Below are 23,897 nucleotides of genomic sequence, written 5' to 3' on the forward strand. Positions count from 1 at the left end.
TCTAAAAAATTTTTAAAAAGTGAATTTACCAGTTGATTAATTTAAAAAAAGCATTTATTATATATCTATATGTATATTGAAAGAAAATGAATGTGATACACATTTCAAGCCATACAAGGGAGCTAAAGGAGGAAATACCGTGTTAGAAATTATGACAAACGAGGCTGAATCATCTGCAAAGATTATTGTTGTAGGTGTAGGTGGAGCTGGAAATAATGCAGTAAACAGAATGGTGGAGGAAGCCATTGGCGGAGTAGAATTCATCGGAGTAAATACAGATAAACAGGCGTTGACACTTTGTAAAGCGCCGACGGTTATCCAGATTGGCGAAAAGCTGACAAAGGGTCTGGGTGCAGGTGCAAAGCCGGAAATCGGTGAAAAGGCAGCAGAGGAAAGCATTGAAGAAATCAGACAGGCAATCCAGGGCGCAGATATGGTATTTGTTACCTGCGGTATGGGCGGCGGAACAGGAACAGGCGCTGCACCGGTTGTTGCCGGAGTTGCAAAGGAAATGGGAATCCTGACTGTGGGTGTTGTGACAAAGCCTTTCCGTTTTGAAGCAAAAACCCGTATGAGCAACGCCCTTTCCGGAATCGAAAAATTAAAAGAAAATGTAGATACACTGATTATTATTCCAAACGACCGTCTTCTGGAAATCGTTGACCGCCGTACCACTATGCCGGAAGCATTAAAGAAAGCAGACGAGGTTCTGCAGCAGGCAGTACAGGGTATTACCGACCTGATTAACCTGCCGGCACTGATTAACCTGGACTTCGCAGATGTTCAGACAGTCATGATTGACAAAGGTGTGGCTCATATTGGTATTGGTGAAGGAAAAGGTGATGACAAGGCTATGGACGCTGTACAGCAGGCAGTATCCAGTCCGCTTCTGGAAACTACAATCCAGGGCGCCTCTCATGTTATCATCAACGTGTCAGGAGATATCTCTCTGATGGACGCAAACGATGCGGCAACTTATGTACAGGATCTGACAGGCGAAGATACCAACATTATCTTTGGTGCATTATATGACGACAAAGAAGCAGATTATGTAAGAATTACGGTAATTGCAACAGGTCTGGACGATGAAACTACCAGAAAAGCAAGCGTGGAAAGAAATAAAAAGACTGCGAAAGCAGGCGCAAGACCGGTGAGAACACAGGCAACTCCTCAGCAGGAACAGCCTCAGCAGCAGGCTCCGAGCTACCAGATGCCAACCTTCCAGCAGCCGACTTTCCAGCAGACACCGCCGACTTTTACAAGCAGTGTACCGAAAAAGGACATTCAGATTCCTGACTTTTTGAAAAACAGAAGATAAGAGAATAAGGTTTCTATAAAGGAAAAGAGAACCGCCGATTTTCAGACAAGCATTTCTGAAAATCGGCGGTTTTTAGGTTTTAAGAGGAAAATTGAAAACGGTTCCTGATGTAAGAAGAACCGCTTTTGGCTATATGCCAGAGAACCACTATTCCTGCATTTGCAGATAGTTTTGTACCTTTCCCACAGGCATATCTCTGCCTGTCCAGATACGAAAGGCCTCAGCGCCCTGATAAAGCAACATGGAATAACCGTTAAAGGTTTTACAGCCAGCGTTTTCTGCCAGGGAGAGGAGTTTCGTCTTCCAGGGATTGTAGATAATATCCGCCACAGTCAGGTTAGAAGGAAAGCAAAAATCCTCAGGCAGCAGGCAGTTTTCGCAGTCAGGCGCCATGCCTACGGAAGTGGCGTTTACGAGAAGAGCGCTGTCCTCGGCTGCGTTTTGCAGAGCTGAAAGATTTTGGATATCATGAATTTGGAGGCAACAGTCTGTCGTGGAAGAGAGGTTTTCTGCCAGGGTTTCCATTCTGGGAAGGTGTGCGCTGGTACTTCTGAGAAAAATATGAAGCTGTGCCACTCCGTCCAGTGCAGCCTGAGCACAGATAGCAGTGGCAGCCCCTCCGGCGCCCAGAAGTGTCATGGTTTTGCCCTTCAGTTCCAGCCCCTGCTCCTTTGCGGAGCGCATAAAGCCAATGCCGTCTGTATTGTGACCTATAAGCCGTCCGTTTTGATTTTCTACCGTGTTTACAGCGCCAATGAGCCGGGCAGCGCAGGATAAATCGTCCAGGTATTCCAAAACCCTGTTTTTATCCGGCATGGTGAGATTAAAACCTCTGACATTTAAGGCGCGAAGCCCTTCCACTGCTGCCTTTAAGCCCTGTTCCTTCACATCAAAGCACAGATACACATAATCCAGATCAAGAGCCTGAAAGCTGTAATTGTGCATAAGAGGGGAGATGCTGTGGGCAACCGGGCTGCCTAAAAGCCCTGTAAGTCCGGTTTTTCCGGTAATCTGTGTCATAACGAATCCTCCTGAAATATATGCTTTACAAAAAATTTTAAGGTGAAACTGCGTTGCTGTCAAGTGAAAAAGTGTGCTATACTGTAGGAAAAACAAACAGAGCATGAGAAAAAGAGGAAGACATATGAAGCCATTGAGAATCAAAAATCTTGTTTTAGGACAGGGAATACCAAAAATCTGTATTCCCATGACTGGAAAGAATGAAGAAGAACTGTTAAAAGAACTGGCATATATCCGGGAATTTACGCCGGATTTGGTGGAATGGAGAGTGGATTGTCTGAAAAACCAGGAAAGCATGTGGGAAATGTTGAAGACAATAAGCGACAATTTAGGAGAAATTCCCCTTTTATTTACCTTCCGCACAGCAGGAGAGGGTGGCTGCCGGGAAATTATGTATGAGGATTATGTAAATTTGTTAAAGAAGGCAGCGGACAGCAGATATGCAGACCTGATTGATGCAGAGCTTTTTTTCTGTCCGGAAGGGGCAGAGGAGCTTGTTTCTGTATTAAAGGAAAGGGGAGCAACGGTTCTTGCGTCCAATCATCACTTTCACAGGACGCCCCCCACAGAAGAAATGGTGCAGCGTCTGATACAGATGCACAAATGGGGCGCAGATGTCCTGAAACTTGCAGTTATGCCCCAAAACAGGGAGGACGTGTTGCGGCTTATGACGGCTGCTTTGCGGTCTGAGGAAGATACTCAAAAGCCGGTGGTGTCCATGTCCATGGGAGAAACAGGTATGGTAAGCCGTATTTTGGGAGAGGACTTTTCTTCCTGTATTACCTTTGCAGCAGGATTGTCCGCTTCTGCTCCAGGGCAGATTCCTGCAGAATCCCTGAGAAGGTTTCTGCAGGCGATTCATGAATTAAAAACAGAAAAAATTAACATAAAGCAGGTAACATAAGGTGGAAAAAAGACGTTTTGCACTGTCGAAAAAATTTTGAAATCAGGCAAGCCGTTTTGACAAAATCAGCACCCCCAAGCCTCTATAATGGACTGTACTTATTCCAGATAAGTAGAAGAGTCCCTGAAGAGGTTAGGGGGTGTTTTGTGTACTGCGAATTTTACATAGATGTGTTTTTCGCGGTAAATCTGCTGATGAATTTCTGGACGCTTTGTCTTGCCAATCTGCTGCGAAGGGGTACTGCCAGCCCGTGGCGCGCTTTTTGGGGGGCTTTTATAGGAGCTGCTTTTTTATGCGGCTTCTGGATCTTTGCAGGAGAAATTTCCACAGCAGGCCTTGTGATTTTTTACAGTATTGCCGTACTGGCAATGATTTATACAGGCTGTGGCTTTCAAAGCTTAAACGGACTGTTTATGGCTTTTGCCGCTTTTTTCGGAGCTTCTTTTCTTCTGGGGGGGATTCTGCTTTTTGCTGAACCTTTTCTTGGAAAGAGGAAGTTTCCATTTCTGGTTATCACAACTGCCGCTTACCTGATTTTATACACAGGCATAAAACTCTGTAAATACTTAAAAGGAAAAAGGAGCCTTTTGTGTGAGGTTCAGATTACGCAAAAGGACAGAAAAATAAAAATAAAAGGACTGTATGATACGGGAAACCGTTTAAGAGATACCGGAACAGGAAAACCGGTATGTGTTATGGAGTACAGCAGCTTTTTGCCGCTGCTTGACAAAAAGGGAGCAGACGCTCTTTTGGAATTCTGCAAAATGAAGCTGGAAAAAGACGGCTGGGAGGAAACAGAAGCCTTAAAAGAGCTGCAGCCCAGATTTTTGTTCTATACCAGCGTGGGATGCCAAAAGGGGTTGCTTCCGGTGGTGTGTGCAGACTGCATGACCGTGTATACAGAGGAGGGAAAGAGGGAAGTGCGGGACGTCTTTATCGGACTGTCCCGGACAGCTCTTTCTGCTGACAACAGTTTTCAAATGATTATAAATCCCGGTATTTTAAAGAGTTGAGGAGGAGTATAAAATGGACGTTTGTGCAAAACGAGGGGGTTCATTTACTGGCTTTACAGGAATTTTGCTGCCAAGAGGAAATGAGATTCATTACATTGGAGGGACAGAAGTTCTGCCTGCACCCCTTCCCACAGAGGAGGAGGCAGTCAAGCTCGAAGAGCTGCAGGGAGAAAACTGTGAGGAGGCAAAGGCCTGTCTGATTGAACATAATTTAAGATTGGTGGTCTACATTGCCAGAAAATTTGACAATACAGGCGTAGGTGTGGAAGATCTGATTTCTATAGGGACGATTGGGCTTATCAAGGCTATTAACACCTTTAATCCGGTGAAGAAAATCAAGCTTGCCACTTATGCCTCCAGATGCATTGAAAATGAAATTCTGATGTATCTCAGAAGAAACAGCAAGACCAGACTTGAGGTTTCCATAGATGAGCCTTTAAATGTGGACTGGGACGGCAATGAACTGCTTTTGTCCGATATTCTGGGAACAGACGAGGACGTGATTTCCCGGAATCTTGAAAATGAAGTAGAGAGGAAGCTTCTGGGAAAAGCTATTGGGAAGCTGACAAAACGGGAGCAGACCATTGTGTGCCTGCGTTTTGGAATTAATATGCCAGAGGGACGGGAAAAAACTCAGAAAGAGGTGGCAGACCTTCTGGGAATCTCTCAGTCTTATATTTCCAGACTGGAAAAGCGGATTATGAAAAGACTAAAAAAAGAAATTGTCCGATATGAATAAAAAATAATATTGTGAAAAACTCATAAAAATGAAATGAAAATTTAGTAAAAAAAATACAGCTTGACGATAAAGGCGTTTATAGTATATAGTTTAAGATGTTCACAATGAACAAGACGAAGAAGGAAATATAAAAACAAGTAGTGTGTTACTGGTAAAGCAGGCATAAACGAATCTGTTTTAGTTGACTGAAGGTGGCTGAAGCAGGATGTTTATGCCTTTTTTGCTTTTTCTAAAGGAAGGGGAAGCCTGCATGTATTATCTGTTAAAGGTTTTAAATAACAATGCCCTGATTGCCAGAGTAAGGGAAGACGGCAGTGAGCGGATTCTGCTTGGAAAGGGAATCGGCTTTGGCAGAAAAACGGGAGAAGAGTTTGAAGAGATAGAGGGTGCTTCTGTCTATACCCCGGTGGTGCGAGAAACGCAGAGTTCTGCCATGAGCGCGGTCAATGCCATTGATCCGGTTTACCTGGAGGCAGCAGGGAAGATTATCCAAGAGGCAGAGCAGGTTTTTGATACCATAAGGAGAGATATTCTCCTGCCTCTGGCAGATCATATTGCTTTTGCCGCAAAGAGGGAAAAGGAAAAAATCTTTCTGGCAAACCCTTTTATCCCGGATATTAAAATTCTGTTTGGCAAGGAATATGCCGTTGCTTTAAAAAGCCGGGAAATCATTGAGAAAATGACAGGATACAGAATCTCAGATGATGAGGCAGGCTTTATTGCCCTTCACATTCATTCCGGGCTTTCCGGAGAGCAGGTGTCTGATACTTTAAAGACTACGCAGATTATTGATGACTGCATTACCATGCTGGAGGAATATCTGGGAGATAAGATTTACAAAGAATCCCTTTCCTATATCCGTCTTATGAGTCATTTGTATTATATGGTTATCCGGGCAAGGACAGGGGAAGCAGTGAATATAGAGTTGAATGAGTTTGTAAGAAAACAGTATCCAAAGGCCGGAGAAATTTCGGAGCTGATTTGTCATTATATGGAAAAAAGGCTGGAGAAGAGGCTGGATCGGGAAGAAATAGGATTTCTTGCCATTCATATTCAGCGGATTCTTTAGGCATTTATGATTATAAGAATAAAGGAGAGAAGAACATGAAGAATTTTGTGTACACAATCAAAGATGAAATGGGCATTCATGCAAGACCGGCAGGTATGCTGGCAAAAGAGGCAAAGAAGTATGAAAGTAAGATCACCATTACAAAAGACGGAAAAAGCGCAGATGTTTCCAGACTGATGGCTGTGATGTCCATGGCAGTAAAATGCGGACAGACCGTAGAGGTTCAGATAGAAGGCGGCGATGAAGACAAAGCTTTTGAAGGTATGAAGGAGTTCTTTGAAGCCAATTTATAAGAAACGCGGGGGAAAAGAGATGAAATGTTTTCAGGGAAAGTCTGTATATAAGGGTATGGCTCTTGGAAAAATCTCTGTTTTGAAAAAAGAGGCCAATGTGGTAAAGCGAAGCAAGGCAGAGAATCCAGAGGAAGAATTAAAGAGAGTTGAGGCAGCAAAGGAGAAATCCCAGCAGCAGCTCCAGAAGCTGTATGAAAAAGCGTTAAAAGAAGTAGGGGAGGCCAGCGCCGCAATTTTTGAAGTGCATCAGATGATGCTGGAAGATGAGGATTATCAGGAATCCATTAAAAATATTATCCGTACTCAGGAAGTGAACGCAGAGTATGCAGTTGCGTCCACAGGGGATAATTTTTCCGAAATGTTTGCAAGCATGGACGATGATTACATGAGAGCAAGAGCAGCAGATATCAAGGATATTTCAGAGCGGCTTATCCGAAACCTGTCCGGACAGGATAATCCGGATATGGAATTTGAGGAACCGGTGATTGTGGTGGCAGACGATTTATCCCCCAGCGAAACCGTACAGATGGACAAAGAAAAAATTCTGGCGTTTGTAACAGTTCACGGTTCTACCAATTCTCATACCGCTATTCTTGCCCGTATGATGAACATTCCGGCGTTGATTGGCGTTGATATGAATCTGGAGGAGCTTTCATCAGGAATGCTGGCTGTGGCAGACGGCTTTACCGGACAGTTTATTCTGGAACCGGAGGAAGAAGTGCAGGCACAGGCAAAGAAAAAGCTGGAAGAAGAGCAGGAGCAGAGAGCGTTGCTTTTACAGTTAAAGGGTAAAGAAAATGTGACAAAAAGCGGCAAAAAGCTTCATATTTACGCCAACATCGGAAGTGTGGGAGATGTGGGCTATGTTCTGGAAAACGATGCAGGAGGCATTGGGCTTTTCAGAAGCGAATTCCTCTACATCGGAAGAAATGAACTTCCCACAGAGGAGGAGCAGTTCCAGGCTTATAAGCAGGCGCTTCAGAATATGGCAGGAAAAAAGGTAATTATCCGCACTCTGGATATCGGAGCAGATAAGCAGGCAGATTATCTGAATCTGGGAGAGGAAGAAAATCCGGCGCTGGGATATCGGGCAATTCGCATTTGCCTTACCCGTCCCGAGATTTTCAAAACCCAGTTAAGAGCTCTTTTCAGAGCTTCTGTATACGGAAATCTTTCTATTATGTATCCCATGATTACTTCTGTGGAAGAGGTCAAAAGGATTCAGTCGATTGTAAAAGAAGTCAAGGAGGAGCTGGCGGCTTCCCAAACTCCATACAAAGATGTGGAAGAGGGTATTATGATTGAAACCCCTGCGGCGGTTATGATTAGCGATGAGTTGGCAGAACTGGTGGACTTTTTCAGTGTGGGAACTAATGACCTTACTCAGTATACCCTTGCCATTGACCGTCAGAACGAAAAGCTGGAGGAGTTTTTCAATCCGCATCACAAGGCAATTTTAAAGATGCTTCAGATGGTTGTGGACAATGCCCATGCTGCAGGAAAGTGGGCAGGTATCTGCGGAGAGCTGGGAGCAGACCCGGAACTTACAGAAACCTTTGTGCGTATGGGATTTGATGAGATTTCCGTAGCGCCGTCCATGGTACTGAAGCTGAGAAAGATTGTTCGGGAAATGGAATAATGATGAATTATATAAAAAAACATAAAAAAGCAGCCCTTTTCATTGGGGGAATGGTGATTTTTCTGGTTGCATTTTTTGGCTGGCAGAGGAAGCTGACTCTTTCCAATACACTTTCCGGAAAACTAAAGGACAGTCCAAGAAAGGGAGAGTCTGCAGAGAGTACCTTTTATTCGGCTCAGCTTACCAAAAAGGAGCAGGAGGTTTACCTTTTTCTGAAGGAAAATATGGAGCAGAAAAAGGGCGGTGTTCTCACTCTGCCCCAGCCGGTAAACGGAAAAGAATACCAGAGGATTTTAAGTACCCTGGAATATGAAGGGGACAATTATTTTTACGGCTTTGTGGAAATTCCCATGACAGAGGACGAAATTTATGTGCAGCATGAAGATAAGAATTTAAACCGCATTACGGAAAATGAAATTTCCAAAGTGATTTTATTTTTGTCCTGTGCAGAGGGCATTGAAACGCCGGGTGTTTTTTCTGAGGACGGAACCGTAACCAATATGGAAGAAATCAGGGAAAGTCTTTCTGTAAATGTTTCAGAGAAGGAAGAAAAAATCCAGGAAAAGCAGAAGCAGACCGAAGAAATTCTTTCGGAAATTTTAGAGGGTCTTCCAAAAGACAGCGGTGAGAAATCTACGGTAGATTATTTTCTGAAATGGCTGGACGGGAATATGACTTATACAGACAGTCTGTCCGAAGTCGGGGAGCCTGTTCCTAACATGGGGAAAATGCTGGATGCCTATTATGAGAGAAATCATCTGGCAGCAGTGATTGAAAAAAAGGCAACTGCCCTGGGATATGCCAAAATACTGGCAGAGCTTTGCAATCGGGCAGGCATGGAAGCCCATGCGGTTGCAGGAACCTGGAAGGGCGGCTGGGTACAGGAAGACAGCTATGTGTTCTGTGCCGTTTCCATGAATGGGCAGACCATTTATGTAGATGCAGCCGGGGTAAAGGCAGGCTCTCTTGGGGGAGAGCGTTATCTGACAGAACAGGAAGCCTTTGCTCATATAAAAGCAGCAGATTATTTTTCATATGAATGACAGAAAGGAGAATCAGAAATGTTTCAGTTTTTTAAGAAAAAACAGGACAGCGCCTTTTATCTCGGTGCGCCTGTAAAGGGAATGGCAGTAGACTTAAAAGAGGTAAAGGACCCGACTTTCAGCACCGGTATGCTGGGACAGGGAGCAGCAGTGATTCCTTCAGAGGGAAAAATCTATGCGCCTGCAGACGGAGAAATTGCTATGGTGTTTGACACCCTGCATGCAGTGAGCATGACAGCCGAAAACGGTGTGGAAATTTTAATCCATGTGGGACTGGATACCGTAGAATTAAAGGGACAAGGCTTTGAAGGTCATGTAAAAGCCGGAGATAAAGTAAAAAAAGGGGACTTGATCTTAACTGTAGATCTGGAAGCAGTAAAGGCAGCCGGATATGATGTTGTGACCCCTATGCTGGTATGTAATACAGATGACTATGCAGCCGTAGAAGGAATCAGCGGTAAAGAAGTAGCGCCGGGAGAAAATCTGGTCAGCATTAAGATGAAATAGAGAAACACATAAGATTTTATCACCGGGTTTTCCGGTATAAAATACATAATGGCGGCGCGTTTTCACGGGTTTCCATTGTACAAAAAAAGGGATTAAAACAAGGAAAAGAGGAGGATTTTGATTATGATGAGATATCTTCAGAGATTGGGAAAATCTCTTATGCTTCCGGTTGCCTGTCTTCCGGTTGCAGCTGTTTTGCAGGGTATTGGATATTGGATCGACCCTACCGGTTGGGGTGCTAATAACGTAATTGCTGCTTTCTTATTAAAGGGCGGCGGCTGTCTGATTGACCAGATGCCAATTCTGTTTGCAATTGGTGTTGCTGTTGGTATGTCTGATGACAACGATGGTACGGCAGGTCTTGCAGGTCTGGTTTCCTGGCTGATGACAACAACCTTACTTTCTACAGATGTTGTAGCTATGCTTACAAAAACAGCAGTAGAAAAGGTAGACCCTGCTTTTGCAAAAACACAGACACAGTTTATCGGTATTTTATGTGGTTTGATTGCAGCAGCATGCTACAACAAATTTAAAAACACGAAATTACCGGACGCTTTCTCCTTCTTCAGTGGAAAGAGATGTGTTGCCATTGTTACAGCAGGCGCGTCCCTGATTTCCAGTTTGGTATTGTTCTTTGTATGGCCAATCGTTTACAATGCATTAATCGCACTTGGCGAATTCATTATGAACCTGGGACCAGTGGGAGCAGGTATTTACGGTTTCTTCAACCGTCTGTTAATCCCGTTCGGTCTGCACCATGCACTGAACTCTGTATTCTGGTTTGACGTTGCAGGTATCAGTGATATCGGTAAATTCTGGGGACAGATTGAAGGCGGCGTATTAGGTGAAACAGGTATGTACATGTCTGGTTTCTTCCCTGTAATGATGTTCGGTCTTCCAGCAGCAGCTCTGGCTATGTACCACACAGCAAAAACAACAAAGAAAAAAGTTGCAGCAGGTCTTTTAATGTCCGCAGCATTTGCTTCTTTCTTAAACGGTGTTACAGAACCTCTGGAATTCTCCTTCATGTTCCTTGCACCGGCTCTGTATGTTGTACATGCATTACTGACAGGTGTGTCCATGGCAGTTGTAGCAGCCCTTCCTGTGCGTGCAGGATTTAACTTCAGTGCAGGTCTTATTGACTGGCTTTTGAGCTATAAAGCTCCGTTTGCACAGAACCCACTGTGGTTAATCCCAATCGGTCTGGTTGTTGGTGTTATCTACTATGTTGTATTCAGATTTGTAATTGTAAAATTCGATATGAAGACACCTGGTAGAGAAGACGATGATATTGATGAAACAAAAGTAGAACTGGCAAATGATGACTTCACAGGTATTGCAAAAATTGTTCTGGAAGGTGTCGGCGGTCCTGCTAATGTAACATCTATTGACAACTGTATTACAAGACTTCGTCTTGAAATCAAAGACTACACATTAGTAGATGAAAAGAAAATCAAATCTGCAGGTGTAGCAGGCGTTATCAGACCAAGCAAAACTGCTGTTCAGGTTATTATCGGAACAAAGGTTCAGTTTGTGGCTGATGAATTTAAAAAGCTTTGTAAATAAACAAAGGAAGTTCTAATCCCTTTTTAAGATATGGGGCTGCTGTTTCAGGTGCAGGATTTGAAACAGCGGTCCTTTTTCCTATATATTGAAAAGAAATCAGAAGAAACAGGAGGCAGAAGAAAATGGAACATGGTGTTTTAGAGGTATGTGTAGACAGTGTGGAATCTGCAATCGCAGCATATCAGGGAGGGGCTGACCGGATTGAACTGTGCGGGGATCTGGCAGTGGGAGGCGTGACGCCCTCTTTGATTCTTTTTCGCAGAATCCGGGAATATACGGATTTAAAAATACGGGTGCTTTTGCGGCCGAGATTTGGAGATTTTTGCTACAGCTCTTATGAAAGAGAGCAGATGAGGGAGGAAGCGCAGCAGTTTGCGGAAATGGGAGCAGATGCCATTGTAACCGGGGTTTTAAGACCGGACGGAAGTCTGGATACAGAGGAAATCCGGACACTGCTGGTCTGTGCAGGGGACGCGGGGATTGCCCTGCATCGAGCCTTTGATATGTGCGAAAATCCCTTAGAAGCCCTGGAGCAGGTGTGCAGTCTGGGCGTGAAGACCATACTCACCAGCGGACAGAGAAATTCCGCCTGGGAAGGAAGAGCACTTTTAAAGGAGCTTCAGGAAAAAAGCCGTGGGAGAGTGGAAATCCTGGCAGGGGCAGGCGTGGAAAGTCAGAATATAGAGCCTTTGTATCGGGAAACAGGAATTACCTCTTATCATATGTCAGGAAAGGTAAAAAAAGAAAGTCTGATGCAGTTTCGGAATCCCCAGGTGTCCATGGGATTTCCGGGCTTTTCGGAATATGAAATCTGGCAGACCTCAGAAGAAAAAGTGAGAAACGCCAGAAACGTCATAAACAGTCTTTTCTGAGGAGAGAATGAGCCGCAGTGCCGCTTACCGGGCAGGAAATGCCTCTTGCCCGAAAACCATAGATTTCTCCCAAAGGATTTACTATAATAAGGTCATAGAAAAGGGGTGGAAAGATGCAGGTGCAGGTGAACAAGATTAAGAACACGGAAAAAGAAGAGGTTCAGATTTTTGTTCAGAAGGAAACAAAAGAAATTGAGAAACTGGTAAAGTATATTGAGGAGGAAGGCTTTCGTTCCGGCTATCTTTTATGCAGGAAGGACAGCGTTTCTGTTCCTGTAAAGACGGAACATATTTACTATATTGAAGCCATGCAGGAAAAGCAGTATGTGCATACCAGAAAGGACATTTATAAAGTAAACCAAAAGCTCTATGAACTGGAGAGAGCGCTGCCCTGCTTTTTTCATGCGGGTGTCAAAATCCGTTATTCTGAATCTGCATGCAGTAAAGGAATACAAACCACTAGGAGGAGGACTGATGCTGGCAGAGTTTGAAAACGGGGACGCTGCCTATCTTTCCAGAAAATATGTAAAAGAGCTGAGAGAAAATGGTAGTGTCAACTGAGTTATGAAAAACTGAGCGATAAGAAAAAGGCTCAGATGAACCTTGAAAATTGCAGATATGTTAGTTTGAGGTAAGTTTACGCCACCCTTGACAGCACGCAAAAGAACTGCTGTAGATAAATCACCGACGGCGAAGAACTCAAGAACAGTTAGAACTTCTTCCGTCGAATACAGCAGTGTAGCAGTTCTTTTGCGTGCCATCAAGGGCAAGCCGAAAGCGTTGCTTTCGATGGCTGGATATATTACCTCAGGCTCGGAATCTAAGAACAATTAGAACTTTCAGTTTGAAGGTTTAAGATGGTCTGTTGTCCTTAAGAAAATGAGCAGTTGCCATTTACCTGGCATATTATCAGCGCCATTTAGCATATCAGCTTTGTTGAGTACCTGATAATGATTGTGCTTGTGTGGGCGCAGAAAATTATAGTAAGCAACCCATAAGGCTAAATCGTAATTGGCACCTTCATAATTATCAAAACCATTGGTAGTTCGGTAGGAAACTTTGTAGGTGCGATTGAGACGTTCGATCATCTGTTTATAAGGACGAAATTCTTTTGAAACTTCGTCATCATTGGTTAAACCGATAACCTGTGTGATGGTAAATTTAAAATCATCTTTAAATTTTTTAGCAAACTCCATGGCAGCTAGTGGATATGCACTATATCCATCTGCAATGAATTTAAATTTTTTCGGTAGTTCTGTGAGATGTCGAAAAGCCATTCTCATTGCAAGGATACAGGGACCGACACTTCGGTTGTCTGAGACCTGGTATCCGATGATAGAACGACTTGCAGCATCCATGATAAACCAGATATAAGCTTTGATTCCTCTTACTTTGATATAGGTTTCATCAGCGGTAAAAACATCTCCTGTTTTATAGTCATAATGATCAACAAAGGGCTTAATGCAAACAGCCGCAGTTTTGCAATAGTTAGCAATCTGCTGATGGGAGATGCTGATGTTGTAAAGGTCTTTTAGTGCTTGGGATGTTTTTCTTAGAGATAATCCAAGGTTGATATGTAGGGTCAGGCAAAGAGACATGACGTGTGCGTTGTGTTTGGAAAATTTTAAGGATGAAGCATTCTTAGGTAGTGAATTTAAATCCATGGTAAAGAAATCTACAGTGAATTCACGGTAGATGTAATGGAGTTTATATTTATTTTTGCCATAGTCCTCTTTTAGATCCTTCTTCTCAACTTTTTTGAGATTGTGCAGATAATAAGGACATTTCGGATTTACACATTTATGTATACGAAAGAACTTGCGATCTTTTTTAGCTACAAGGGTCTTACCACAGTGAGGGCAGATGAAACGAACAGGTGCAGAAGCTACTTCACCTGAGATGAAAGTCTGACCACAAACTTTACACTGGTATTGTCCGTTTCCACCATTGTTGTCATAGATGAAATGGTGTGGAGCACCGCATAAGGGGCAGATGGTATCTTCAGGAATGGATTTTCCATTGCGTCGTTGCACTGGTTTGAGTGATTTGTGATACTTCCATGTATAGTATTCTAGAAGGAATTGCCAGTCCTGTTTGACAAAGGTTTTAATGACCGGAAGTTCATCAACTTTGAATTTTTGATATTTGGGAGAATGAGAATCATCGAAAGCCCACTGTTTAAGAGGGATATATCTGCAGATAAAATTTAAAAGCCAGCAGATTTGTTGGTGTTGGTATTGAATAAAAGAAAGTAAGTATTGTATAATGTCCATGAGCATTGGCTCCTTTCGGGGATGTTGGTTTGGCGATTGACATTATACCAAAAAAGGGAGGTCAATGCTCTTTTTATTGCAGATTTCCCTAAAAATCAAGGTTTTTAATAGATTTAAACAATAAAAAATGGGTAGTTTTTGACACTACCGAGAAAATCAGGGAGGGATTGTTATGAAGATGAAGAAAAGACTTTCAGAAAAAGCAGAAAGAATTCTGGTACAGGGAAGCGTGCTGGGCTGTGTGATGTTTCTTGTGACCGTTGTGTATCTGGGACTGCAAAAGGACAAAGCATTTGCGCTGCAGATGTTACCTTTTCTGTTGCCTGTGTTGTTGGGCTACGTTGCTTTTGGCATGGTTTTCTTCTTTTTCTATTACAGAAAAGAGAGAACAGGGGAATCAGGAACTTTAAGCAGCTTTATGAAAGGCGCTTCCGGAATCTATTGGATCGGAAATCTTTTTCCTTTGTTTTTAGCTGCAGCGGCATTGCTGGGAAAGAAAGAGCCGGTACGTATCATTTTGCTTCTGGACGCCCTTTTAGTTGCAGGATTTCTCATCTGGGATTACCTTTATATGAACCGGTGTGCAGGGGAATTTAACCGGCGTTTCCGTCCAAGGCAGGTATTTTTGGCTGACCTGGAGGAATGTCCTCAGTCTGTTGAAGCCTTTTGCATTGAAATTGAGCGGTACTGTCTGAAAAATCACAGGAGTCTGGAATTTGTCAAAAGAGATAAGCCTGCAGAGATATGTATGGACGGAGAACATTATTTTGTAGAATTAGACTCTTACTATTCACAGTTTGGCCCCATGTATTCTTTGAAATTTATTCATTGACAAAATCGAAATGCGGGTATATTATGATGATATCAAAATGATATCAAAATAAAACGTGCAAGGAGGAATAAGTATGGGTGAAGAAAACAAGGGGGCAAATAAGCTTCAGGAAGAAAAGGTCTTGCAGGCAAAGTCAGGTTTTGGTATGCTGGTTCTGGGCATTTTACTGACTGCGGCAGGAATTGCAGCCTTTGTATGGGGCTGTATTGTCTGCGACGGAAAGGGCGCGGACCCTCTGGGGGTTACGGCTATCATCGGGGGAACGCTGGTGGTGTTGGCAGCAATTGTGCTGCTGTGCGGATTAAAGGTGTTGAATCCAAAAGAAGCTCTGGTATTGGCCTTGTTTGGTAATTATTACGGAACACTGAAAAAAGAAGGGTTTTTCTGGGTGAATCCTTTTGTTACCGCAATTAATCCTACGGTGAAAATAGCGGCAAACGGAAAGGGTGTCAGCCGAAAGGTTTCTTTAAAGACCATGACCTTAAACAATGAAAAGCAGAAGGTCAACGATGAAACCGGAAACCCGGTGGAAATCGGGGCAGTGGCAATCTGGCAGGTGGTAAATCCCACAAAGGCAGTGATTAATGTAGAGAATTACAAAAGCTATCTTTCCATTCAGTGTGATTCCATTATCCGAAACACAGCCAGAAAATATCCTTATGATGCCACAGAAGGCAAGGACGAAAAGTCTTTGAGAGGCAGCAGTCAGGAAATTGCGGATATTATGTGCAAAGAACTGCAGGAAAAGGTAGAAAACGCAGGAATTAAAATCCTGGAAGTAAGAATTACCCATTTGGCATATGCGCCGGAAATTGCCTCAGCCATGCTTCAAAGACAGCAGGCGGCAGCCATTATTGACGCCCGTCAGAAAATTGTAGAGGGCGCTGTGGGAATGGTGGAAATGGCGCTGGAAAAATTAAACGAAAATGAAATTGTAGAGCTGGACGAAGAGAGAAAGGCTGCCATGGTCAGCAATCTTCTGGTGGTATTGTGCGGAAACAAAGACGCGCAGCCCATTGTAAACAGCGGAAGCATCTATTAAAAAAGTAAGGCGGTGACACATTCTGGAAAACGAAAATAAGGCGAAGGGAAAAGAAAAAGCGAAAAAACAGGTACCTTTAAGGCTGTCAGCGACCCTGTGGAATGAAATTGCCCAGTGGGCGGAGGACGATTTTCGTTCTATGAACGGACAGATAGAATATCTGCTGACAGAATGTGTGAAATATAGAAAGAAGCACCAGAAAGAGGAATAAGGAGGAGAGGGCATGCTAGTCGTAACCATTGAAGAGATACCGGGAACGGACCTTTTATAATGAAATAATGGAAGAAGCCCGTCGCATTGCGGAAGAGCGTATGGAACAGCCGTAAAATTTGTATAAAAGTTAGGAACAGAAATGTATAAAAGGAAAAAGAGCCGTCATGGAAATCCAACAGCAGAAGGTCTGCAGGGGATTTTCCTGACGGCTCTTTTGATTCATAGGAAATCTTAATTAGCGCATATTTGCAGTAATTTCTTTTTTGATATGCAGTACGATTTTGGAAAGCTCTTCAATGCGTTTGTCTGACATTCTTGCCACAGGGGCGGAAATGGAAAAGGCGTATTTAGGACGTCCTTTAAAGTCCGGGATACTGACCGCAATACAACGCACGCCAAGCTCGTTTTCCTCATCGTCCAAGGCATATCCTTTTTGCTGAACCTCTTTTATTTTATCAAGAAATTGGGTATAATGAATGATAGTATGAGGCGTTAGTTTTCGGATAGGGCTGTTGTCCCAGATTTCCCTGATTTGGGTTTCCTTCATGTCTGCCGCCATGGCTTTTCCCACACCGGAACAATACAGGGGAATACGGCTACCTACCTTGGAAACCATGCGAATGGAGTTCTGGTAGGACTCCTCTTTATAAATATATACAGCGTCCAAGCCGTCCAGTTGTACAAAGTGTACCGTTTCCCCGGTTTCCTCGGAAAGCTTTTTTAAAAACGGGCGAACGGTTTCCAGAATATCCATATGGCTCATCAGCTTGTTGGAAAGGGTAAGCAGCTTAAAGGACAGAGCGTATTTTCCGGTTTCCGAATCCTGCTTCACATATCCCATGTAAATCAGGGAGCTGAGCAGACGGTGAACCGTGCTTTTATTCAAATCAAGGTGGCGGCACAAATCAGCAAGGGGTACAGGTCCTGTTTCAGCCAGGGTTTCCAGTACCAGAAACAGACGGTCAGCCACCTGAATGGGGTTTTTATTTTCCATGTTATTTCTCCTGAGTTTCTATATTGACATCGACGCTATTGTATCACTTTCAAAAGATTGTGGCAACAGGAGATTTTTTTCGATTTTGTTCTTGACATTTTTTTACACCGTAGTATAATTCAAATTAAAGAAATACCACATGACGAAACGACATTTCACAATATGAAACACATGTTTTATTTAAGGAGGAACAAATTATGAGTACAGTTGCAGAGAAAATTGCAGAATTAGGAGTAGTGCCGGTAGTGGTTCTGGAAGATGCAAAAGATGCAGCGCCTCTGGCAAAAGCGCTGGTAGAAGGAGGTCTTCCATGTGCAGAGGTTACTTTCCGTACCGCAGCAGCAGAAGAGTCTATTAAGGTTATGACAACAGAATATCCAGACATGTTTGTAGGAGCAGGAACAGTTCTGACCATTGACCAGGTAGACCGCGCAGTGACAGCAGGTGCGAAATTTATTGTAAGCCCCGGTTTTGACCCTGAAATCGTAGATTACTGTCTGGAAAAAGAAATTCCGGTATTCCCGGGCTGCATCACTCCTTCTGAGGTTGCACAGGCTGTTAAGAGAGGCTTAAAGGTTGTAAAATTCTTCCCGGCAGAGCAGTTCGGCGGCGTAGCAACCATTAAAGCAATGGCAGCTCCATATGTAGGACTGAAATTCATGCCTACAGGCGGCGTAAACGCAAAAAATCTGGAAAGCTATTTAAGCTGTGACAAAATCATCGCATGCGGCGGAAGCTGGATGGTAAAAGGTGATTTAGTAAAAGCAGGTAAATTTGATGAAATCAAAGACCTGACAGCAGAAGCTGTAAATCTGGTTGCTGAAATCAGAAATAAATAAGAAAACAAAAGAAAATAAAAGATAAGAAAAAAGGAGATTAAATCAAATGGCAAAGAAAGTAATTACTTTTGGTGAAATTATGTTAAGACTGGCTCCGGAAGGCTACTACCGTTTCGTACAGGCAGACAACTTTGGTGCAACTTACGGCGGCGGAGAAGCAAACGTAGCAGTTTCTTTGGCAAATTACGGATTTGATGCAAAATTCGTTACAAAACTTCCAAAACATGAAATTGGACAGGCTGCTGTAAACTCTTTAAGAAAATATGGCGTTGACACAACAGACATTGTTCGCGGCGGTGACAGAGTAGGTATCTACTTCCTGGAAAAAGGCGCTTCCCAGAGACCTTCCAAGGTTATTTATGACCGAGCTGGTTCTTCTATTGCAACTGCTACAACAGCTGATTTTGACTGGAAGAAAATCTTTGACGGAGCTGACTGGTTCCACTTTACAGGAATTACACCAGCTTTAAATGATGAAGTTGCAAACATTTGTCTGGAAGCTTGTAAAGCTGCAAAAGAAGCAGGTCTTACTATCTCCTGTGACTTAAACTACAGAAATAAACTGTGGTCCAAAGAAAAAGCCGGTCAGGTTATGGGCGAAATCTGCAAATATGTTGACGTATGTATTGCAAACGAAGAAGATGCAGCAGACGTATTCGGCATCAAGGCAGCAAACACAGACGTTACAACAGGTACTGTAAACCACGAAGGCTACAAAGATGTTGCAAAACAGTTAGCTGACCGTTTCGGATTCCAGAAAGTTGCCATTACTCTGCGTGAATCCTTATCTGCAAATGACAACAACTGGTCTGCTATGTTATACGATGGAACAGACTACTACTTCAGCAAAAAATATAAAATGCACATTGTGGACCGTGTAGGCGGCGGCGATTCCTTTGGCGGCGGACTGATCTGCGCTTGCTTAAACGGATATGACGCACAGTCCACTATCGAATTTGCTGTAGCAGCTTCCTGCCTGAAACATTCTATTGAAGGTGACTTCAACATGGTATCCATGGACGAGGTTGCAAAACTGGCGGGCGGAGATGGCTCAGGCCGTGTTCAGAGATAATAAACTGTATATTGGAAAAGAAAACTCTTATTGCCATTAGAGAACGTTTTCTATAGAGAAGGGTGTCGTGTTAAGTGCATAGAAAATAGGACTTAAGACGGCGCCCTTTCTGGTTTTGTGGGAAGTTTTATAAAAAATAAAAGTTTGGGAGGCAGCAGAAGATGAAAAAAGATTTTGATTTACTGTCACTGGGGGAGATTTTACTGCGTCTTTCTCCACCGAATAATGAGAGGATTGTAAGAGGCGATACGTTTCAGAAGCAAGTAGGAGGCGCGGAGTTAAATGTGGTGTCCGGGGCTTCTCTTTTGGGACTTCGTACCGGCATAATTTCCAAATTGCCGGACAATGCCCTGGGAACCTATGCCAAGAACCGTGTGCGCTTCTGCGGCGTCAGCGATGATTATCTGGTGTATGACGAAGAACCGGACGCCAGACTTGGGATTTATTATTATGAAAGCGGCGCTTATCCCAGAAAGCCCAGTGTGGTGTTATGACCGCCGTCATGCCTCTTTCTGTAAAATCCAGACAGCGGATTTGCCAGAGGAAATGTTTGTTTCCACCCGCTGTTTCCATACCAGCGGAATTACTCTGGCTCTTTCAGAAAACACCAGGAAAAACGGGGTGGAAATGATTAAGCGGTTTAAGGAGGAGGGTGCAATTATTTCCTTTGATGTAAACTTCCGGGGAAATCTGTGGACCGGGGCTGAGGCAAAGGAATGTATTGAAAGTATTTTGCCTTATGTGGATATTTTCTTCTGTTCAGAGGAAACAGCAAAGCTTACTTTCTTAAAGGAAGGGGATTTGCATTCTATTATGAAGAGTTTTACCCGGGAATATCCTATTTCCATTGTAGCGTCCACACAGAGAGTGGTACACAGCCCCAAGGTACATACCTTTGGTTCTGTGATTTACAATGCAAAGAAGGATAAGTTTTATGAGGAAGAGCCGTACCACAATATTGAAGTGGTAGACCGTATCGGAAGCGGAGATGCCTATATTTCAGGGGCGTTGTACGGACTTTTGGCTTATGACTTTGACTGTCAGAAGGCTCTTGAGTATGGAAATGCCACCAGTGCAGTAAAAAATACCATTCCGGGAGATTTGCCCTCCTGCGGTTTAAAGGAAATTGACCGGATCATTAAAAATCATAAAGAAACAGGGCTTCAGTTGGAAATGGATCGCTGATTTCTGCGGAAGATGTGCTTGAACTCCCTCTGTATTCATAGGATACATTAAGACTGTGAATACAGAGGGAGTTTTTATGCGTGTCTGTGAATTAAAGCAAAAGGAAGTTATTAATATCTGCACCTGCAAAACTCTGGGTTGTCCTCTGGACGTGGAATTTGACTGCTGTACAGGACAGATTGAAATGCTGATTGTACCTGTACAGGGGAAGATGTGCGGATTTTTCGGTTCTGTCAGTGAATATGTGATTCCCTTTTCCTGTATCCGTCAGATTGGAGAGGACATTATTCTGGTGGAAATTCAGGAGGAAAAGTTTTTGAAAAAAGAGTAAGAACAACTTGTGAATACATGCATACAAGTTGTACAATAAGAAAAAAGGAGGGGATTATGACGCAGGAAAACGGTAAGACAAAATATTATGCCCTTATGGAAGAGCTGAAGTCCTCGATTTTGAGTGGAAAGGTAAAGGCAGGAGAAAAGCTGCCCTCAGAAAATGAGCTGTCTGCCCGCTATAATATCAGCAGACATACCGTGCGAAAGGCTCTGTCCATGCTCATACAGGAGGGGTATATTGTGGCAGAGCACGGCAGAGGTACCTTTTGTTCGGAGCGCATGTGTCATCTGCGCAAATCCGGCAATATTGCGGTGATTACCACATATATTTTCTGATTATATTTTCCCAAGGCTGATCCAGGGTATGGATAAGGTGCTGACAGAAAACGGGTACAGTATTATTCTGAAGAATACGGCAAACAGCAGGACAAAGGAAGCAAAGGTACTGGAGGAAATTCTTTCAAAGGATATTGACGGATTGATTATTGAGCCCAGCAAAAGCCAGATTTTGTGCAGACATATGAATTTGTATGGGCTTTTGGAGGAATATCACATTCCTTATGTATTCATACAGGGCGTGTATCCTCAGATGCAGGAGAAACCTCATATTTTAATGGACGATTGTCAGGGAGGATACCTGGTGACAAAATATCTTCTGGAAATGGGACATCAAAATCTGGTGGGGATTTTTAAGGCAGACGATTTCCAGGGGAAGGAGAGGCATAAGGGCTTTGTGAGAGCTTTGCAGGAGGCTGGCTTTTCCTATGACCCGGATCGGGTGGTATGGTTTCACACAGAGGACAGAAGAAGCAAGCCGGCGCTTATAGCAAAGCAGCTTTTGGAGGCAGGGCATGTGTGTGGACGGTATTGTGTGCTATAATGACCAGATTGCAGCAGATGTGATTCGCGCTTTAGAGGAGCTGGGAAAAAAGGTGCCTGAGGATATTTCGGTTACGGGATATGACAATTCCATTATGACGGGCGGTAACCTTTCTCTGACAACCATTGCACACCCACAGGAGAAGCTGGGAGAAATGGCGGCAGAGCTGATTTTGGAGAAAATCCGGGAAATACCGGAGGAAAAAAGCCGGATTCCCCGTCTTATTCAGCCGGAGCTGATACCGGGGAATTCTGTAAAAGACAGGAGAGAACAGGAGGAAAACGAAAATGTTAGAAGAATTAAAAAAAGCAGTGTATGAAGCAAATATGTTGCTTCCGAAATACAACCTGGTGACCTTTACCTGGGGAAATGTAAGCCAGATAGACCGGGAAACCGGATATTTTGCCATTAAGCCCAGCGGTGTGGATTATGATAAGCTGACACCTGAGGACATGGTGATTATGGATTTAGATGGAAATAAGATTGAGGGAAAATACAACCCTTCTTCTGATACTCCAACACATCTGGAACTATATAAGGCATTTCCGAAAATCGGAGGAATCGTACATACTCATTCTTCCTGGGCAACCAGTTGGGCGCAGGCAGGAAGAGGAATTCCCTGCTACGGAACCACTCATGCAGATTATATGTACGGAGAAATTCCCTGTGTGCGCTGCCTGACAAAAGAAGAAATTGAAGGGGCATATGAGAAAAATACAGGACTTCTCATTGCAGATTATTTTAAGGATAAGGATTATGAAGCAGTGCCTGCAGTGCTTTGCAAGAACCACGGTCCTTTCACCTGGGGGAAAGACGGACACGAGGCAGTGCATAATGCGGTTGTATTGGAAGAAGTGGCAAAAATGGCAGCCAGATGCGAGAGCATCAACCCACAGGTACAGCCAGCCCCCCAGGAACTGCAGGATAAGCATTACTACAGGAAACATGGGGCAAATGCTTATTATGGACAGAAATAAAAAAAGAAACACAGAAAAACACTTGGGGAAACCTGAGTGTTTTTCTTGGCTTCAGAAAGTTCATTGAAAAATAGATAAAAATGGTGTATTTTATAGAAGGCTATAATAAGATGATGAAAAAGGAGGTAGTTATGGAACTTTTTGCAGGGATTATGATTCCATTTGCAGGTACGGCCTTAGGCGCTGCCTGTGTATTCTTTTTAAAAAATGAAATAAAACCCTTGCTTCAGAAGGCGCTTTTGGGTTTTGCGTCAGGCGTTATGGTGGCAGCGGCAGTGTGGTCGCTTTTGATTCCGGCTATGGACATGTCTGCGTCCATGGAAAAATTTGCCTTTGTTCCTGCAGCAGCAGGTTTTTTGCTGGGAATGTTCTTCCTTCTTGGCATGGACAAAATCATTCCCCACTTGCATATAGGAGAAAGTCAGCCGGAAGGAAAAAAGAGTAATCTGAAAAAAACAACTATGTTAGTGCTGGCAGTGACTTTGCACAACATTCCCGAGGGAATGGCAGTAGGCGTGGTATTTGCCGGTATGCTGGCAGAGCAGACAGAAATTACCCTGGCAGGGGCTATGGCGCTGTCTTTGGGAATTGCCATTCAAAATTTTCCGGAAGGGGCGATTATTTCGCTGCCTCTGAAAAGCGAAAAAGGTATGGGGAAGGGAAAGGCTTTTCTTTACGGAATTCTCTCCGGGATTGTAGAGCCTTTAGGAGCTTTTGTAACAGTTCTGCTGTTTCGTTTTATACAGCCTGTGCTTCCCTATCTTCTGGCCTTTGCAGGAGGAGCTATGATTTATGTAGTGGTGGAAGAACTGATACCGGAAGCCAGTCGGGGAGAACACAGCAACATAGGAACCATGGGGTTTGCAGCAGGATTTACGCTGATGATGATTTTAGATGTGGCTTTGGGATAAAAGGAGAAAGAGAGAAAAGGACTTGTCTTTTTCTCTCTTTTATGTTAGAGTAATCTCATCAAGAATATACCCCACCGGGGTGTAGGGAGATGAAGAGATGCAGGCAGATAAAGCAAAGATAAACCGATTATTAAAAACAGCCAGAGGGCAGATTGAAGGAATTTTAAAAATGGTAGAGGAAGACCGCTACTGTATGGATATTTCTCATCAGCTTATGGCTACAGAGGCAATTTTAAACAAGGCAAACAAAGAAATTTTAACTGCGCATTTAAAAAGCTGTGTTACCAATGCCAAAACCGATGAGGAGCGGGAGGAAAAGGTGGACGAGCTGGTTGCCATGCTGGGCAAAATCATGTAGGAGGG

General features: G+C 43.5%; 25 protein-coding genes and 3 pseudogenes. 25 read left to right on the forward strand and 3 right to left on the reverse strand.

Annotation, left to right across the window (positions count from 1 at the left end):
• Window positions 1–151: 151 nt before the first annotated feature.
• The gene (gene ftsZ, locus DQQ01_RS05170) at window positions 152–1,318 is read left to right on the forward strand and encodes a cell division protein FtsZ (RefSeq protein WP_111920831.1); all 1,167 of its coding nucleotides are present in this window, start codon (window positions 152–154) and stop codon (window positions 1,316–1,318) included.
• 147 nt (window positions 1,319–1,465) lie between these two features.
• Here the strand turns inward: ftsZ and DQQ01_RS05175 are convergent, their stop codons facing one another.
• Window positions 1,466–2,338, reverse strand: a complete 873-nt coding sequence (locus DQQ01_RS05175; RefSeq protein WP_111918971.1) for a shikimate dehydrogenase — start codon at window positions 2,336–2,338, stop codon at window positions 1,466–1,468.
• 124 nt (window positions 2,339–2,462) lie between these two features.
• On the opposite strand from DQQ01_RS05175, the gene aroD reads away from it, so the two are divergent.
• The 13 genes from aroD to DQQ01_RS18070 all read left to right on the forward strand — a co-directional run bounded on the left by aroD (window position 2,463) and on the right by DQQ01_RS18070 (window position 12,544).
• Complete coding sequence (gene aroD / locus DQQ01_RS05180) at window positions 2,463–3,242, forward strand: type I 3-dehydroquinate dehydratase (RefSeq protein WP_111920832.1); 780 nt, start codon at window positions 2,463–2,465, stop codon at window positions 3,240–3,242.
• 146 nt (window positions 3,243–3,388) lie between these two features.
• The gene (locus tag DQQ01_RS05185) at window positions 3,389–4,255 is read left to right on the forward strand and encodes a sigma-E processing peptidase SpoIIGA (RefSeq protein ID WP_111918973.1); all 867 of its coding nucleotides are present in this window, start codon (window positions 3,389–3,391) and stop codon (window positions 4,253–4,255) included.
• 13 nt (window positions 4,256–4,268) lie between these two features.
• On the forward strand, window positions 4,269–4,994 hold the full coding sequence (gene sigE, locus DQQ01_RS05190) for an RNA polymerase sporulation sigma factor SigE (protein WP_111918975.1): 726 nt from the start codon (window positions 4,269–4,271) through the stop codon (window positions 4,992–4,994).
• A gap of 250 nt (window positions 4,995–5,244) precedes the next feature.
• Window positions 5,245–6,063 (forward strand): PRD domain-containing protein, encoded by an 819-nt coding sequence (locus tag DQQ01_RS05195; RefSeq protein ID WP_111920833.1) that lies wholly within the window; start codon window positions 5,245–5,247, stop codon window positions 6,061–6,063.
• A 35-nt stretch (window positions 6,064–6,098) separates the two neighbouring features.
• The gene (locus DQQ01_RS05200; RefSeq protein WP_111918977.1) at window positions 6,099–6,356 is read left to right on the forward strand and encodes an HPr family phosphocarrier protein; all 258 of its coding nucleotides are present in this window, start codon (window positions 6,099–6,101) and stop codon (window positions 6,354–6,356) included.
• A 19-nt stretch (window positions 6,357–6,375) separates the two neighbouring features.
• Window positions 6,376–7,995, forward strand: coding sequence for a phosphoenolpyruvate--protein phosphotransferase (gene ptsP, locus DQQ01_RS05205; RefSeq protein ID WP_111920834.1), 1,620 nt, complete (start codon window positions 6,376–6,378; stop codon window positions 7,993–7,995).
• The gene (locus DQQ01_RS05210; protein ID WP_242980595.1) at window positions 7,995–9,038 is read left to right on the forward strand and encodes a hypothetical protein; all 1,044 of its coding nucleotides are present in this window, start codon (window positions 7,995–7,997) and stop codon (window positions 9,036–9,038) included. The genes ptsP and DQQ01_RS05210 overlap by 1 nt, the downstream gene beginning before the upstream one ends.
• Window positions 9,039–9,056: 18 nt before the next feature.
• Window positions 9,057–9,545 (forward strand): PTS sugar transporter subunit IIA, encoded by a 489-nt coding sequence (locus DQQ01_RS05215; RefSeq protein WP_111918979.1) that lies wholly within the window; start codon window positions 9,057–9,059, stop codon window positions 9,543–9,545.
• Between the two features lie 123 nt (window positions 9,546–9,668).
• Window positions 9,669–11,111, forward strand: coding sequence for an N-acetylglucosamine-specific PTS transporter subunit IIBC (gene nagE / locus DQQ01_RS05220; protein WP_111918981.1), 1,443 nt, complete (start codon window positions 9,669–9,671; stop codon window positions 11,109–11,111).
• Between the two features lie 122 nt (window positions 11,112–11,233).
• Complete coding sequence (locus DQQ01_RS05225; RefSeq protein ID WP_111918983.1) at window positions 11,234–11,983, forward strand: copper homeostasis protein CutC; 750 nt, start codon at window positions 11,234–11,236, stop codon at window positions 11,981–11,983.
• A 7-nt stretch (window positions 11,984–11,990) separates the two neighbouring features.
• Complete coding sequence (locus DQQ01_RS16855; RefSeq protein ID WP_278278171.1) at window positions 11,991–12,122, forward strand: hypothetical protein; 132 nt, start codon at window positions 11,991–11,993, stop codon at window positions 12,120–12,122.
• A complete protein-coding gene (locus DQQ01_RS16860; RefSeq protein ID WP_278278172.1) occupies window positions 12,109–12,474 on the forward strand; it encodes a LytTR family transcriptional regulator DNA-binding domain-containing protein in 366 nt (121 codons plus the stop codon). The genes DQQ01_RS16855 and DQQ01_RS16860 overlap by 14 nt, the downstream gene beginning before the upstream one ends.
• Window positions 12,416–12,544 (forward strand): LytTR family DNA-binding domain-containing protein, encoded by a 129-nt coding sequence (locus tag DQQ01_RS18070; protein ID WP_278278186.1) that lies wholly within the window; start codon window positions 12,416–12,418, stop codon window positions 12,542–12,544. Before DQQ01_RS16860 ends, DQQ01_RS18070 begins: the two co-directional genes overlap by 59 nt.
• A gap of 259 nt (window positions 12,545–12,803) precedes the next feature.
• Here DQQ01_RS18070 and DQQ01_RS05235 read toward each other — a convergent pair.
• Window positions 12,804–14,256 (reverse strand): annotated as a pseudogene (locus tag DQQ01_RS05235) (IS66 family transposase).
• A gap of 172 nt (window positions 14,257–14,428) precedes the next feature.
• Between DQQ01_RS05235 and DQQ01_RS05240 the strand changes: the two are divergent.
• The 3 genes from DQQ01_RS05240 (at window position 14,429) to DQQ01_RS18075 (ending at window position 16,341) form a co-directional block, all read left to right on the forward strand.
• On the forward strand, window positions 14,429–15,088 hold the full coding sequence (locus tag DQQ01_RS05240; protein WP_242980596.1) for a DUF4318 domain-containing protein: 660 nt from the start codon (window positions 14,429–14,431) through the stop codon (window positions 15,086–15,088).
• A gap of 73 nt (window positions 15,089–15,161) precedes the next feature.
• A complete protein-coding gene (locus DQQ01_RS05245) occupies window positions 15,162–16,130 on the forward strand; it encodes an SPFH domain-containing protein (RefSeq protein ID WP_111918985.1) in 969 nt (322 codons plus the stop codon).
• A gap of 22 nt (window positions 16,131–16,152) precedes the next feature.
• Window positions 16,153–16,341, forward strand: coding sequence for a type II toxin-antitoxin system antitoxin (locus tag DQQ01_RS18075; RefSeq protein WP_111920837.1), 189 nt, complete (start codon window positions 16,153–16,155; stop codon window positions 16,339–16,341).
• A gap of 237 nt (window positions 16,342–16,578) precedes the next feature.
• Here the strand turns inward: DQQ01_RS18075 and DQQ01_RS05255 are convergent, their stop codons facing one another.
• Window positions 16,579–17,337, reverse strand: a complete 759-nt coding sequence (locus DQQ01_RS05255) for an IclR family transcriptional regulator (RefSeq protein ID WP_111918987.1) — start codon at window positions 17,335–17,337, stop codon at window positions 16,579–16,581.
• Window positions 17,338–17,534: 197 nt separating this feature from the next.
• On the opposite strand from DQQ01_RS05255, the gene DQQ01_RS05260 reads away from it, so the two are divergent.
• From DQQ01_RS05260 to DQQ01_RS05295, 8 genes and pseudogenes are all read left to right on the forward strand, one after another.
• The gene (locus tag DQQ01_RS05260) at window positions 17,535–18,176 is read left to right on the forward strand and encodes a bifunctional 4-hydroxy-2-oxoglutarate aldolase/2-dehydro-3-deoxy-phosphogluconate aldolase (protein ID WP_111918989.1); all 642 of its coding nucleotides are present in this window, start codon (window positions 17,535–17,537) and stop codon (window positions 18,174–18,176) included.
• Window positions 18,177–18,222: 46 nt separating this feature from the next.
• Window positions 18,223–19,248: a sugar kinase gene (locus DQQ01_RS05265; protein ID WP_111918991.1), complete on the forward strand. Its 1,026-nt coding sequence runs from the start codon at window positions 18,223–18,225 to the stop codon at window positions 19,246–19,248.
• Window positions 19,249–19,409: 161 nt separating this feature from the next.
• A pseudogene (locus tag DQQ01_RS05270) lies at window positions 19,410–20,433 on the forward strand (sugar kinase).
• Between the two features lie 76 nt (window positions 20,434–20,509).
• Window positions 20,510–20,764 carry a YlmC/YmxH family sporulation protein gene (locus DQQ01_RS05275; RefSeq protein ID WP_111918993.1) on the forward strand — a complete coding sequence of 85 codons (255 nt, stop codon included), beginning with the start codon at window positions 20,510–20,512 and terminating at the stop codon, window positions 20,762–20,764.
• Window positions 20,765–20,820: 56 nt separating this feature from the next.
• Window positions 20,821–21,965: pseudogene (locus DQQ01_RS18365) on the forward strand (substrate-binding domain-containing protein).
• Window positions 21,934–22,623 carry an L-ribulose-5-phosphate 4-epimerase gene (locus DQQ01_RS05285; RefSeq protein ID WP_111918995.1) on the forward strand — a complete coding sequence of 230 codons (690 nt, stop codon included), beginning with the start codon at window positions 21,934–21,936 and terminating at the stop codon, window positions 22,621–22,623. The pseudogene DQQ01_RS18365 and the gene DQQ01_RS05285 overlap by 32 nt, the downstream one beginning before the upstream one ends.
• 131 nt (window positions 22,624–22,754) lie before the next feature.
• Complete coding sequence (locus DQQ01_RS05290) at window positions 22,755–23,534, forward strand: ZIP family metal transporter (protein ID WP_111920838.1); 780 nt, start codon at window positions 22,755–22,757, stop codon at window positions 23,532–23,534.
• 97 nt (window positions 23,535–23,631) lie between these two features.
• Entirely contained in the window at window positions 23,632–23,892 is a 261-nt protein-coding gene (locus tag DQQ01_RS05295) for a metal-sensing transcriptional repressor (protein WP_111918997.1), read from the forward strand.
• Window positions 23,893–23,897: the final 5 nt, after the last annotated feature.

The sequence above is a fragment of the Blautia argi genome (assembly GCF_003287895.1).
Lineage (GTDB): Bacteria > Bacillota > Clostridia > Lachnospirales > Lachnospiraceae > Blautia > Blautia argi.